The sequence below is a fragment of the Pseudomonas sp. Bc-h genome, from assembly GCF_002080045.1.
In the GTDB taxonomy this organism is placed as follows: Bacteria; Pseudomonadota; Gammaproteobacteria; order Pseudomonadales; family Pseudomonadaceae; genus Aquipseudomonas.
This window is the reverse complement of record NZ_MUIN01000015.1, coordinates 69,352-83,204: the sequence shown is the minus strand read 5'-3', so window position 1 is coordinate 83,204 and position 13,853 is coordinate 69,352. Positions and strand designations below refer to the sequence as shown.

The window sequence follows — 13,853 nt, the reverse complement described above, 5'->3', positions numbered from 1 at the left end:
GACCTATCAGCTCCCGCCCTGCGGATTGAAGATCTTCGCCAGCTGAGCCTCGCTGCTCTGCATGCTTTCGTTGTCATGCAAACCCTGGCGCAGGTACTGGACCAGTTGTGGTTGCAGATTGATCGCGAGGTCGGTTTCCCGATCACCGCCAGCCACATAAGCGCCGACGCTGATCAGATCGCGGCTCTGCTGATAACGCGACCACAGCTGCTTGAAATACTGGGCCTGGACCATGTGCTGCGGATCGACCACCGACGGCATGACCCGGCTGATGGAGGCTTCGATATCAATGGCCGGGTAATGCCCTTCCTCGGCCAGACGCCGTGACAGCACGATATGCCCGTCCAGCACACCCCGCGCCGAGTCGGCAATCGGGTCCTGCTGGTCATCGCCTTCGGACAGCACGGTGTAGAACGCGGTGATCGAGCCACCGCCCTTTTCGGCGTTACCGGCGCGTTCCACCAGCTTGGGCAGCTTGGCGAACACGGAAGGCGGATAACCCTTGGTCGCCGGCGGCTCACCGATGGCCAGGGCGATCTCCCGCTGGGCCTGGGCGAAACGTGTCAGCGAATCCATCAGCAACAGGACGTTCTTGCCCTTGTCGCGAAAGTATTCGGCGATGCGCGTGCAGTACATCGCTGCGCGCAGACGCATCAACGGCGCGTCGTCCGCAGGCGACGCCACGACCACCGAGCGCTTGAGGCCTTCCTCGCCAAGGATGTGTTCGATGAATTCCTTTACCTCGCGGCCCCGTTCGCCGATCAGCCCGACGACAATGATGTCGGCCTCGGTGAAGCGGGTCATCATCCCCAGCAGCACACTCTTACCCACGCCAGTACCGGCGAACAGCCCGAGACGCTGACCACGACCTACCGTCAACAAACCGTTGATGCAGCGAATGCCCACGTCCAGCGGCGTGCTGATCGGGTCACGTTTGAGGGGGTTAATGGTCGGGCCGTCCAGCGGCACCCAGTCTTCGGCTTTCATGCCGCCCTTGCCGTCCAGTGGACGACCGGCGCCATCGAGCACGCGCCCGAGCATGGTCATGCCCATCGGCAGACGCCCGGTGTCAGGGAGCGGGACGACGCGAGCACCCGGCGCGATGCCGGCCACGCTGCCCACCGGCATCAGAAAGACCTTACCGCCGGCAAAGCCCATGACTTCCGCTTCGACTTCCACCGGGTGGTGGCTGTCGTCGTTGATCACCACGCAGCGGCTGCCCATGGCCGCGCGCAACCCTTCTGCTTCGAGGGTCAGGCCGACCATGCGCAGCAGACGGCCCTCGACCACCGGCTGCACCGGCAGTTTGATGGCCTCAGCGTACGTGCTCAGGCGTTTGCCGAAGCTGGTGCGCTCAAGACGCATCGGAGGCGTCCGCGTGTTTCTGCATCACTTGCTCGGCGCTCTTGATTGCCGCTTCCAGGTCCACGCTCACGTCTGGCACCGCAGGATGCAGCGCCTGCTCGTGCAACTGATCGAACATCTTGGCAATGGCCACGCTCAGCCGCGTCTCGACCGTGGCATCAATTCGACTGTGCTCGGTTTCGACCCGGCAGCCGCCCGGCTGCAGCGTGTCGTCCTCGAGAATGCGCCAGGTTTCTTCATGACGTTCGCGCAGGGCTTTGACCTGAGCGAAGTCCTGGGAATTGACCAGAATACGAACGTTGTTGGCGCCCATCGGCAGCAGCCGCAGGGCATCCTGCAGCACTTTGCCGATCTGGCTGGAGTCGGTTTTCAGTTCACGCTGAATCACTTCGCGCGCCAGGTGCTCGACCAATTGCACCAGAGATTTTTCGATCTGTGCATCCTGATCGGCAATCGGTTCAAGCAGGTGCGTCATCACGGTTTCCAGCCCTTCCAGCTTGGCTGCCAGCGCGACTTCCGCCTCCTGACGCACCTTGAGCTGGGTGCTGTGGAAACCCTCTTTTTCACCAATGGCGAAACCCTCGTTATAGGCGTCCTGACGGATGCTTTCCAACTCTTCAAGGGTCAGTGGCTGGACTTCTTCCAGCGGCACTTCTTCGCTTTCGGCAGGCTCCGGTTGTTCGACGACGGGCTCAGGCTCGGGCTCTTCCACCTGAGGGTCGAAACTGGGCAATGCCCAGACATCCAACCCGCGCAGATCCTTGGCGCGGATGAGCTCGCTGGGTGCTTCTTTATCGGAGCTGAACATCGACTGCACCTGTTGTTAGATCATTTCCTCGCCACCTTTGCCGCCGAGAACGATCTCCCCGGCCTCCGCCATACGACGGGCAATGGTGAGGATCTCTTTCTGTGCAGCTTCCACGTCGCTGACGCGAACCGGGCCCTTGGCTTCCAGATCGTCGCGCAGCAGCTCGGCGGCACGCTTGGACATGTTCTTGAAAATCTTTTCCTTGATCGCGTCGTCCGAACCCTTCAGTGCCAGTACCAGCACATCGGAGGAAACTTCGCGCAGCAAGGCCTGAATACCACGGTCGTCGACGTCGGACAGGTTGTTGAAGACGAACATGAGGTCTTCGATCTGCGTCGACAGGTCTTCGTCCACTTCGCGGATGGAATCCATGAGCTGGCCTTCGATCGAGCTGTCGAGGAAGTTCATGATGTCCGCTGCACGCTTGATACCGCCCAGGGTGGTACGCGACGTGTTGGCGTTGCCCGAGAACTGCTTCTCGAGGATCTGGTTCAATTCCTTCAGCGCCGCTGGCTGCACGGTGTTCAACGACGAGACGCGCAGGATGATGTCCAGACGCACCTTGTGGTCGAAATGGCTCAGCACTTCACCGGCCTGGTCGGCGTCGAGATAGGCGACGACGATGGCCTGGATCTGCGGGTGCTCGAAGCGAATGACGTCCGCGACGGCGCGCGGTTCCATCCACTTCAGGCTGTCCAGACCGCTGGTGTTGCCACCCAGCAGAATGCGGTCGATCAGGCCGTTGGCCTTGTCCTCGCCCAGTGCCTGGGTGAGCATCTTGCGAATGTAGCCGTCCGAGCCGATGCCGACGCCGGTCTGATCGCCAATGACGTCGACGAACTCGCTCATCACCTGCTCGACCTGCTCGCGGTGCACGTTGCGCATCTGCGCCATGGCAACGCCGACACGCTGAACCTCCTTGGGGCCCATGTGACGCAACACCTGCGCCGCATCGGTCTCACCCAGGGTGAGCAGCAGGATCGCAGCCTTATCAACGCGGGTCATTTTGACCGCAGCAGCACGACTATCACTCATCTGTGTTGATCCACTCTTTTACGACCTGAGCCACACGAGCCGGGTCTTCAGCCACCAGGCTCTTGATTGCGTTGAGCTGCGCGTCATAACCCTCGCTCGGGCTCGGCAGCAGAATGCTTTGCGGACCGCCCAGACTCACGCGGTCGTTCGCCAGCTCACCGTCCAGACCGACCATGCCGCCCAACTCGACGTCGCCGTCAGCGTGCTTGCCTTTCGGATTGGTGATGTTGTTCAACACCGGACGCAGTACGCCGAACACCAGCACCAGGATGAAGATCACGCCCATCGCCTGTTTGACGATGTCCCAGAACCATGGCTGCGAGTAGAACGGGATGTCCGGAATCACTTCGCCACGATCAGTCGAGAACGGCACGTTGATCACGCTGACACTGTCGCCACGGGCAGCATCGAAGCCCACGGCGTCCTGCACCAGACGGGTGAAGCGCGCCAGTTGATCGGCGGTCCACGGCACCATGGTGCTTTCACCATTGGCCGGGTTGACCTTGACCTGATCGTCCACCACCACCGCGACCGACAGGCGATTAATCTTGCCCTGCTGCTGCTTGGTGTGGCTGATGGAACGGTCCAGTTCGAAGTTCTTGGTCGACTGGTTGCGCTTGTCCGACGGGTACGGCGCCAGCATCGGCTGACCGGTGGCCGGGTCCATGATCTGCTGACCGTTGGCGTCCAGCAGCGGCTGGCCTGGAGCGATCGGGCCTGTGGCACCGGCAGCACCGGCGGTGGCGTTCTGCGGAGCAGTGGCCGGACCAGGTGGCTGGTTGCTCAGAGCACCCGGAACACCTTGCGGGCCGCTGCTGCTGGAGCGTTGTTCGTTGGTGGTCTGCTCACTGCGCAAGGCAGGCTGGTCAGGGTTGAAGCTTTCGGCAGTGGACTCCACTGCGCTGAAATCGACGTCGGCCGAAACCTCCGCCTTGTAGCGATCATTGCCCAGTACCGGTTGCAGAATGTTCTGCACACGCTGAGTCAGCATGGTTTCCATGCGACGGGTGTAGTCGAACTGCTTGCCGGCCATGGTCAGCTCGGAGTTCTCCGCCTGATCGGACAGCAGGTTACCTTTCTGGTCGACCACGGTGACCTGGGATTTGGTCAGCTCGGGAACGCTGGTCGCCACCAGATTGACGATTGCCATCACCTGACCGGGCTCAAGCGAACGACCGGCATACATCTCCACCAATACCGAGGCGGTAGGTTTACGGTCATCGCGAACGAACACCGAACTCTTCGGAATCGCCAGGTGAACGCGAGCGGCCTTGATGTTGTTCAGGCTGGAAATGGTGCGTGCCAGTTCGCCTTCCAGACCACGGCGATAACGGGTCGCCTCCATGAACTGGCTGGTACCCAGGCCCTGGTCCTTATCGAGGATCTCGAAACCGACGTTGCCATCGGTCTGCGCGATACCGGCACCGGCCAGCTTGATGCGCGCACGGGCCAGGTCATCGGACTTGACCAGCAGGGCGCCGGAATTCGGCTCCACGGTGTAAGGAATATCGGCCTGTGCCAGAGTATCCATCACCTGCTTGGTGTCCATGCCCGACAGGCTGCCATACAGCGGCTTGTAGTCCGGCTGCTGCGACCAAAGCACGACGGCAAAACCAATCGCCACGCTGGCAGCCAGACCGACCATGAGGCCGACCTGCCGCAGCATGGTCATCTCGGACAGATTTTGCAGGAACGCCAAACCGAACATTGGCGGTTTGCTTCCTGTCGCACCCGCTTTGGCGGGTACGTTATCGGCGACGGCTTCAGCCATGACTTAAATCGTCCTCAAACCGGCATTTGCATGATGTCTTGGTACGCCTGAACCAGCTTGTTGCGTACCTGGGTCAGCGCTTGAAACGAAACGCTGGCTTTCTGCGAGGAAATCATCACGTCCGTGAGATCCACACCGCTCTTGCCCATCTCGAAGGCGCTCGCCAACTGGTTTGACGCCTGCTGGGTGTCGTTGACCTTGTTCACGGCCATACCGAGCATGTCGGAAAAACTGGTGGCACCTGCCTGCTCCGGCGCTTCGATAGCTTTCGGCTTGGCCATGGCGTCCATTTGCATGGAGCGCATGTCCAACATCAACCGATTAAATTCAACACCTTGGCTCATGGACTTCTCTCTCAAAAGGGCCGCAAATTTTTGACACGGATTCAGCGGTTACCCATGTAGTAGCAACAACGGTGCCAGACCAGTGACGGCACAGTGCCAGCTTTTCATGAAAGTATTTGGGTGCTTACAAAAAGGGGTTTTTGCAGATCGTGACGACCACTCAATATCCTGTAGCAGCACGACTTGCCGGCGGTAGCGATCTCAATGACGCCAATGCCGGCAAGCCGTGCTGCTACAGGTGCGGTGATTGGTCGCGGGCACGCGCCTTACGCTCAGTCAGGACGCGAACAGATACCCTTCGACGTCCATCCCGGCGTCACGCATCTGCGCCAGTTTGTAGCGCAACGTACGCGGGCTGATACCCAGGCGTTCGGCGGCTTCCTTGCGGCGGCCGCGCTCGGCGCGCAGGGTGTCGATGATCATCTGGAACTCGCGACGGCGCAGGTCTTCGCCCAAGGCCCCCGCCAATTCTCCGCTGACCGCTTCCGACGACGAATCCATGACGCTGACTGATGTCGGCACGCCGGACAAAACCTGAAGGACCGGCGCAGGCGCAGGGATCAACGCGAAGGTAATCGGGCCCGCGAGACAGAAGTCTTCGGCCTGAATCACCCCACCCTGCTGGAGAATCAGCGCGCGCTGCACGGCGTTGTCCAGTTCGCGCACATTGCCCGGCCAGCTGTAGCCGACCAGACACTTTTGCGCGTCGGCCGACAGTCGCACCGGCGCGTGCTTCATTTTATTGACGTGTTTGGCCAGCAGACGCTCGGCCAGCGGCAGAATATCGGCGGGACGCTGACGCAGCGATTGCCAAGCCAGCGGGAACACCGACAGACGATAGAACAAGTCTTCACGGAAACGCCCAGCCGCCACTTCGCCGGCCAGATCGCGGTTGGTGGTGGCGAGTACGCGGATGTCCAGCTCGATAGGCTTGCGCGCACCGACCCGCTCCACTTCACGCTCCTGCAACACGCGCAGCAATTTGGCCTGCAGGCCCATCGGCATTTCCGAAATTTCGTCGAGCAGAATGGTGCCGCCATCGGCCTGTTCGAACTTGCCCGGTTGCGCTGCAATGGCACCCGTAAACGAACCCTTCTCGTGACCGAATAGCGTGGCCTCAAGCATGTTGTCCGGGATCGCGGCGCAGTTGATGGCAATAAAGGGTTTAGTTGCACGTGGCGACTGCTGGTGAATGAAACGTGCCAGTACTTCTTTACCGGTCCCCGATTCCCCGGAAATCAGCACGGTGGAATCGCTTTTTGCCACACGACTGGCCAGGCTCAACAGCTGTACGCTGGCAGGCTCGACCGCAATCGGCCCCTCGCCATCGGCTGGCCCCAGGCGCCCCAATGCATGGCGCGCAACCAGTGCCAGCAGCGCCTTGGGCTCGAACGGCTTGACCAGATAATCGGCGGCGCCTTGACGCATCGCTTCGACCGCGCGATCCACCGCGCCATGGGCGGTCATCAACAACACCGGCAGTTGCGGGTAGCGGCTGCGCAGTTGATTGAGCAACTGATGCCCGTCCATGCCCGGCATGTTGACGTCACTGACCACCAGGCTGAACGACGCCCCGGCGGCGGCAAGAAGCGCCTCCTCCGCCGAGCCGACCGCGTGGTAATCATGGCCCGCCAGCTCCAGGGTTTCGCCCAACGCCTCGCGCAGGGAATGATCGTCCTCGACCAGCAATACCTTGATCGTCATGAGTAGCTACCCAGTGCGCCAACGGCCGGAATCAGCGGCAAGGAAACGATGGCACAGGTGCCGCGCCCCGGACGTGAACGAAATTGCACTTGCCCTTGGTGAGCGCGGGCAACGGCCGTGACCACGGCGAGGCCAAGCCCGGTGCCGGTGGTCTTGGTGGTAAAGAATGGCTCGCCGATGCGAGTCAGCGCCGCAGCGTCAATGCCGCTGCCGTTATCGCTGATGCACAGGCGCAGGGTGTTGCCACGGTTGTAGGCGTGAATCTTGATGCGCGAGCGGCCAGCGCTGGCCTGCACCGCGTTCTCGATCAGGTTGAGCAAGGCGCCGACCAGCGTGTCGCGATTGCACAGCAACTGGCCTTCGACGCTGTCGCACCGCCAACGCACTGCGGCATCGCGCACATGGGTCTGTGCAGCCGACTCAAGGGCCTCGACCAACGCGGTCGGGCTGACTCGGTCGGTCAACGGCAATTCGCCGCGGGCGAACACCAGCATGTCGCGCACCTGATGCTCCAGTTCGTGCAGGCGTTCCTTGAGGCGGCCGGCAAAACGCTGCTGGGTTTCGACATTCAGCGCCTGCTCAGTCAAATGACTGGCGTAAATCATGGCGGCGGAGAGCGGCGTACGAATCTGATGGGCCAGCGAAGCGACCATGCGACCCAGCGAAGACAAACGCTCGTGGCGCGCCAGCTGACTTTGCAGGTGTCGGGTTTCGGTCAGGTCGTTGAGCAGCACCAATTGGCCGGGCTCAGCGTCCAGCGAACGAGTGGCAATCGACAGGCGACGCCCGTCTTTCAAGGAAATTTCATGGCCGTCGTCCTCGCGGGGTGCGAAGCAGCGGGTGATGACGTTACGCCAGAGCATGCCGATCAGCGGCTCGCCCAGAAGGTCCAGCGCTGCCGGGTTGGCCTCGCGCACCATGCCATGCGCATCAATGACGATAACGCCGCCCGGCAGCAGATCGAGCAGGTTCTGCAGGCGATTGGCCAGACGTTCCTTCTCGGCCAGCTCTTGCATGCGCTGGGCACTGACCACCGCCAGCTCACCCTTGAGCTCGGTGACTCGCGCTTCCAGCAGGCTGCAGGAGTCGGTCAGTTGCGCGGACATCTGGTTGAACAGGGCAAACGCCTGTTCAAGGCCTTGTCGGCTTTCCACTTCCGGGGACGGCTGCACTTGCGAACCGGGCAAGACGGGTTCGGAAGACATCTGAGCGGCCTGGGGCATAGTTGATCTCTCGCGTGGCGAACCGTCAGTAAACGGTATGTGTTGCAAGAGACTTAGCAATCCTCGTGCCGAAAAAAAACCGCTGAAAAATCAGCGGTTTATTTTTGACGCGTCAAACCAGTGTCAGTCGTCGCCCTGATCATCGCCTTCGCGACGGCTCATCCCGTACTTGCGCATCTTCTCCACCAACGTGGTGCGACGGATACGCAGACGTTCGGCGGCGCGAGCGACGATACCGTTGGCATCGTCAAGCGCCTGCTGAATCAGGCCCTGTTCCAGACCACCGAGATAGTCTTTCAGGTCCAGGCCTTCCGGCGGCAGCATGGCGCTGTTGGCGAAGTTCGGCGTGTGGCCGTTGATCGCCACGCGTTCTTCCAGATCGCTGCGCAGGCTGTCGACCAATTGCTCGTCTTCGTCATCGACGTAGCGGAATTTCTTCGGCAGCTCGGCGACACCGATCACCCCGTACGGATGCATGATCGCCATGCGCTCCACCAGGTTGGCGAGCTCACGAACGTTGCCCGGCCAACCGTGACGGCACAGCGACATGATCGCCGCCGAGTTGAAACGGATCGAGCCACGCTTCTCGTGTTCCATGCGCGAAATCAGCTCGTTCATCAGCAGCGGGATGTCTTCCACGCGCTCGCGCAACGGCGCCATCTCGATCGGGAACACGTTCAGGCGGTAGTAAAGGTCTTCGCGGAAACCACCGGTCTCGATCATGTCTTCGAGGTTCTTGTGGGTGGCCGCGATGATGCGCACGTCGACGCTCTGGGTCTTGTTGCTGCCCACGCGCTCGAAAGTGCGCTCCTGCAACACGCGCAGCAGCTTGACCTGCATCGGCAGCGGCATGTCACCGATTTCATCGAGGAACAGCGTGCCACCGTTGGCCAGCTCGAAACGCCCTGCCCGACTGGTGATTGCACCGGTAAACGCGCCCTTCTCGTGACCGAAGAGTTCGCTTTCCAGCAGCTCGGCCGGAATCGCGCCGCAGTTGACGGGCACGAAAGGCGCATCGCGACGTTTGGAATGGTAGTGAAGGTTGCGCGCGACCACTTCCTTGCCGGTGCCGGACTCACCCAGGATCAACACGCTGGCATCGGTATCGGCCACTTGCTGCATCATCTGGCGCACGTGCTGGATGGCACGGCTGGTGCCTACCAGGCTGCGGAAAAGGTTGGGTTCGCGCTGGCGACCACGCTCGCGGGCCTGATCGTACATTTCACGATAGACCTGAGCCCGGTGCAGGGAGTCCAGCAGTTTGCTGTAGCTGGGCGGCATCTCGACGGTGGACAACACCCGTCGACGCAAGTCTTCGGCGAGGTCGGCCGAAGAATTTTCGCCCATCAGCAGAACCGGAAGGAACTCATCCCATGCCGCAATGGTCTTAAGCAGCCCTTGAAGGCTGCCCGGAGCATTTACGCCGCCGACCATCACGCAAAGGACTTCCCGAGTGGATGCCAGAGAGCCCACGACTTGCTGCCAGTCGGTACTGGAGCAGGACAGGTTCTCATCGCCGAGAAAATTCAGAATCACCGCCATGTCACGGCGGCGCTGGCTATCGTCATCGATCAGCAGAATTTTGATTTCACGCCACATGCAATAGCAACTTCCCTAGTCAACTCGATGCCCATTCAGGGGCAAGCTTGGCATTTGTACTGTCCGCAGGACGCTACATCAACCAGAAATTAGTGAACATCACTAGTTAAGTCAAAAAACCGTACACAGTCAATTTTATGGCGCACAAATTTTTCAGATCAACCAAGCGTCAACCAAACAGATGGTAAACCTTTGCAGCGTTTTTCGCTCGCTGGATCTGCGACATTTCATCGACAATTGCCTGACGCTCTCCCACAGCGATATCTATCAGCTGTCGATACACGCCCAATAACTCCTCCAGATTGCTGCGCAGCTCAGGCTCGTCGTCATTCGCCTCACGGATGACGTCGTCGACGCAGGCCCGGCAGGCCAGATCGAGTTTGCCGATGGCCTCCCAGTCACGCTCAGCGAGCGCACCGACCAGGGCCTCGCGGGTTTCTTCGATTCGCTTGAGTGCAGCGCTCATGGTGATCTCCTTTACAGCACAGGCGGCTGATCGCCAATCGCGTCCCAACCTTCCTTCACGGTAGTCAACAAACCGATGACTTCATCGAGAATTTTCGGGTCGGTCTTGATATTGGCTTCAGCCAGACGCTTCATCATGTAAACGTACAGGTTGTCGACATGGGCAAGGGCCTGGGCCTGTTTTTCCATGTCCAGACCTTCACGCAGACCACCCACGATCTCGATGGCCTTTCCGATCAACACGCCTTTGGCGGCGATGTCCTTGCGCTCTATAGCGCCCTTGGCCTGAGCGATACGGTCCAGGCCGGCTTCCATCAACATCTGTACCAGACGGTGCGGCGTGGCCACGGCTGTCTGGGCTTGCGAATTGACCTTCTGATACTGCCGAAGGGCTGCCATACGGTTCATGCTCTTACCTCGCACAACTCGAAGTTTCTATATTCAGGGTATCGACACGGCCTTGAGAAACTTTAAGGCCAGATGCCAAAAACCCGGCACATTGGCCGGGTCTGGTTTCTCATCGAATCATCAGCCGCTCTGCTGAGCGTTCAACGAGTCGAAGAACGACGTGATGCTGGTTGCAGACGCCTTGAGCTGCCCTACCAGCAAGTCCATGGCGTTGTACTTGGCGGTCAGGGTTGCAGTCAAGGTGGTGACACGCAGATCCAGTGCAGTCTGTTGATTCTGCAAGTCTGTCTGTTGCTTGTTCAGACTGCTGGTGCGGCTATCGAAAATACCCCCGGTCTGGGTGTAAGGCGTAAGAGCCGCGCTCATGCGCTTCAGCAAACCGTTTGAGCCATCACCGGTGCCGCTGAACAACTGCTGCACATCACCGGCCAGGCCCTGGCTCATCGCAGCCGTGAACTTGGTAGCGTCCAGAGACAACGTACCGTCGGATTGCCCTGTGGTGATACCCAGCTGGGAAAGAACCGAAAGGTTGCCTTCTGCGCCGGTGGTCACCAGTTCATTACGGATGGCCGACAAAATGTTGCGCGGCATCGAATCGCCGGTCAAGGCGGCTGGCGTCACGGTCGCACCCGTGGTCGCGTCCGGCGTATCGCTGACCGTCGCCTTGGTCACGGTTGAAACAGCTTTGACCACCGCGTTGTAGGCGTCCACGAACGTCTGCAGCGAAGTCTTCAAGCCGTCGGTGTTGCCGGATACGGTGACGGTGGACGTGCCTTTGTCCAGCAACGTCATCGAAACGCCACCGAGGCTCTTGTCGATGGTGTTACTGGCGCTGGTGATGCTCAAACCGTTGACGGTCAGGCTCGCGCTGACCGCCTGGGCATTGATATAGCCTGCGCTGGCGGTATTGGCTGGGTCGAGCTTGGTACCCGCGACGATATTGAACTCAGGCACGTCACTGGTGGCGGTGATGTCAGAGCCTGCGCCGGTGACCGTAGACGAAAACACCAACCGCGAACCTTTGTCGTCGGTGATGATGTTGGCGCTGATCTTGGACGTCGCGCTTTGCGCGTTGATCTGCTTGGCGACTGACGCAAGTGTCGCGTCTTCTGGAATGGTGATACTGGTCGAAATGCCATTTTGAGTGACGGTCAGGTTGCCACTCGGAATAGCACTGCTGCTGCCACCGGAGAAAGATGCACTCGCGACGCTGGAGCTGGTAGCGATGTGGTCGACATTAACGCTGTAGCTGCCCGGGACTGCCGAATTGTCGGAGGTCACGGTCATTTTAGTGGCGTCGGACGCCTTTGCCGCGTAACCCGCGAATGCCGGGGTGTCGGTTTTCCCAAGGTTGGTCAAAGCCGTCTGAAATGCCGACATCGCCGATTGCAGCGTGCCGATACCTGACAGTTTGGTGGTGACCAGCTTGGTCTGGGTAGTGATCTGGGTCTGCTTGGCAAGCTTGTCGGAGTTCACCAGCGCACTGACGATATCCCCGATCGCCAGGCCTGATCCGAGGCCGGTTGATGGGGTGATTGGACTAGCCATTTGAGTCTCCTTCCAGGGTTAGTCGGGCTTTTGACAATGTTTCACATCAAAAGAACCGCGTTCACGTTTCGTGCCAGTTAAACTTTGGCGTCTAACAACAGGCTGTTTGCGTTTTTCAGACTGTCGGCAATCTTCAAAGCCTCGGCAGACGGCAGTTGACGAACCACCTCCCCCGTCTCAGTCGCAATCACCTTCACGACGACCTGCCCGGAACCCTCATCGATCGAGAACTCCAGATTACGGCGAACCGACTGAAAGAATTTTTCCATTTCCTGAACTGCAGCTTTCAAGTCCTTGGACTCTTTATCGGGATTGGAGTCTTTACTCGTCGCCGTATCCAGCTTGTCGGCAGCTGCCGGAGCGGGAACGACTTGAGGCGCCACGGCCTGCTTATCAGCTACCACTGGCACCGATTGCACTGACTGCGCCGCTGGGTAAGACAAGTTCAACCTGGTGCTGATGTCCATGTCCACTCACCTCTCAAAGTAAAAAAGCGGAAGAGTACGCAAGCACACTCCCCCGCCAAAACTCACTAACCGATATTACTGAAGCAGTTTCAGAACAGCGGATGGCAGCTGGTTAGCCTGGGCCAGAACAGAGGTGGAAGCCTGTTGCAGAGTCTGTTGCTTGGTCAGGTTAGCGGTTTCAGCTGCGAAGTCGGTGTCTTGAATACGACCCAGGGCAGCGGTGGCGTTTTCGTTGACGTTCTGCAGGTTGGAAATGGTGCTGGTCAGACGGTTTTGCGAAGCACCCAGGCTTGCGCGAGTGGTGTTGATTGTCGCCAGTGCAGCGTCGATTGCCGAGATCGCGGCGTCGATGCTGGAGTGAGCAGCAGTGTTGCTGGTGCCGCTGATTGCGGTGGTGCCGCTACCAACCGACAGAGCCGAAGCAGTGAACGACTGAGTCAGGGTCAGGTCGATGTGGTCCGAAGTACCAGTGTTCGAGCCAACTTGCAGAGTCACGGTGCTAGCGGAACCGTCCAGCAGGTTTTTGCCGTTCAGGTTGGTCGACTGAGCGATACGGGTCAGTTCGTCCGACATCTGAGCGTATTCAGAGTTAAGAGCTGCACGGTCAGCAGTGCCGTTGGTGTCGTTTCGGGACTGTACGGCCAGTTCACGCATACGCTGCAGAATGTTGGTCGATTCTTGCAGAGCGCCTTCAGCGGTCTGAGCGATCGAGATACCGTCGTTGGCGTTTTTGATAGCTACAGTCTGACCGCGGATTTGCGAAGTTTCGCGAGTGGCGATCTGCAGGCCGGCGGCGTCGTCTTTAGCGCTGTTGATTTTCAGACCGGAAGACAGACGAGTCATCGAAGTCGACAGTGCATCGGAAGCCTTGCTCAGGTTCTTCTGAACAGCCAGGGAAGCTACGTTGGTGTTTACGCCTAAAGCCATGATGAATTCCTCGTTGGTTGGGTACTGCGGCTTTCCGGCCCTGGCAAGCGCCGGGTGTGGCCTAGAGAACCTTCGTAATGTTTATCGTCGTATCTGGAAGGAGCTTGAGGGCAATTTGAAAATTTTTTGCCACCAGAGCGCCACCCCTGCTTTTGACGGGGGTTACACAGCGTTTCGGCTCGATCCCCA

General features: G+C 59.7%; 13 protein-coding genes. All 13 read right to left on the bottom strand.

Annotation, left to right across the window (positions count from 1 at the left end):
* Positions 1-6: 6 nt before the first annotated feature.
* Positions 7-1,365, bottom strand: coding sequence for a flagellar protein export ATPase FliI (fliI, locus tag BWR59_RS27495; protein WP_081568847.1), 1,359 nt, complete (start codon positions 1,363-1,365; stop codon positions 7-9).
* Positions 1,355-2,173 (bottom strand): flagellar assembly protein FliH, encoded by an 819-nt coding sequence (gene fliH / locus BWR59_RS27490; RefSeq protein ID WP_081568846.1) that lies wholly within the window; start codon positions 2,171-2,173, stop codon positions 1,355-1,357. The genes fliI and fliH overlap by 11 nt, the downstream gene beginning before the upstream one ends.
* A 15-nt stretch (positions 2,174-2,188) precedes the next feature.
* On the bottom strand, positions 2,189-3,208 hold the full coding sequence (gene fliG / locus BWR59_RS27485; protein WP_081568845.1) for a flagellar motor switch protein FliG: 1,020 nt from the start codon (positions 3,206-3,208) through the stop codon (positions 2,189-2,191).
* Positions 3,201-4,979, bottom strand: coding sequence for a flagellar basal-body MS-ring/collar protein FliF (fliF, locus tag BWR59_RS27480; protein WP_081568844.1), 1,779 nt, complete (start codon positions 4,977-4,979; stop codon positions 3,201-3,203). The genes fliG and fliF overlap by 8 nt, the downstream gene beginning before the upstream one ends.
* A gap of 14 nt (positions 4,980-4,993) precedes the next feature.
* Positions 4,994-5,323 carry a flagellar hook-basal body complex protein FliE gene (gene fliE, locus BWR59_RS27475; RefSeq protein WP_081568843.1) on the bottom strand — a complete coding sequence of 110 codons (330 nt, stop codon included), beginning with the start codon at positions 5,321-5,323 and terminating at the stop codon, positions 4,994-4,996.
* 276 nt (positions 5,324-5,599) lie between these two features.
* On the bottom strand, positions 5,600-7,027 hold the full coding sequence (locus BWR59_RS27470) for a sigma-54 dependent transcriptional regulator (protein WP_081568842.1): 1,428 nt from the start codon (positions 7,025-7,027) through the stop codon (positions 5,600-5,602).
* On the bottom strand, positions 7,024-8,232 hold the full coding sequence (locus BWR59_RS27465; RefSeq protein ID WP_230982099.1) for an ATP-binding protein: 1,209 nt from the start codon (positions 8,230-8,232) through the stop codon (positions 7,024-7,026). Before BWR59_RS27465 ends, BWR59_RS27470 begins: the two co-directional genes overlap by 4 nt.
* A gap of 141 nt (positions 8,233-8,373) precedes the next feature.
* Complete coding sequence (gene fleQ / locus BWR59_RS27460; protein ID WP_081568840.1) at positions 8,374-9,849, bottom strand: transcriptional regulator FleQ; 1,476 nt, start codon at positions 9,847-9,849, stop codon at positions 8,374-8,376.
* 169 nt (positions 9,850-10,018) lie between these two features.
* Entirely contained in the window at positions 10,019-10,315 is a 297-nt protein-coding gene (gene fliT, locus BWR59_RS27455) for a flagellar protein FliT (RefSeq protein WP_081568839.1), read from the bottom strand.
* Between the two features lie 11 nt (positions 10,316-10,326).
* Positions 10,327-10,722 carry a flagellar export chaperone FliS gene (gene fliS / locus BWR59_RS27450; RefSeq protein WP_081568838.1) on the bottom strand — a complete coding sequence of 132 codons (396 nt, stop codon included), beginning with the start codon at positions 10,720-10,722 and terminating at the stop codon, positions 10,327-10,329.
* 120 nt (positions 10,723-10,842) lie between these two features.
* Positions 10,843-12,270 (bottom strand): flagellar filament capping protein FliD, encoded by a 1,428-nt coding sequence (gene fliD / locus BWR59_RS27445; protein WP_081568837.1) that lies wholly within the window; start codon positions 12,268-12,270, stop codon positions 10,843-10,845.
* A gap of 77 nt (positions 12,271-12,347) precedes the next feature.
* Positions 12,348-12,737, bottom strand: a complete 390-nt coding sequence (locus BWR59_RS27440) for a flagellar protein FlaG (RefSeq protein ID WP_081568836.1) — start codon at positions 12,735-12,737, stop codon at positions 12,348-12,350.
* Positions 12,738-12,812: 75 nt separating this feature from the next.
* Complete coding sequence (locus BWR59_RS27435; RefSeq protein WP_081568835.1) at positions 12,813-13,664, bottom strand: flagellin domain-containing protein; 852 nt, start codon at positions 13,662-13,664, stop codon at positions 12,813-12,815.
* Positions 13,665-13,853 lie beyond the last annotated feature (189 nt).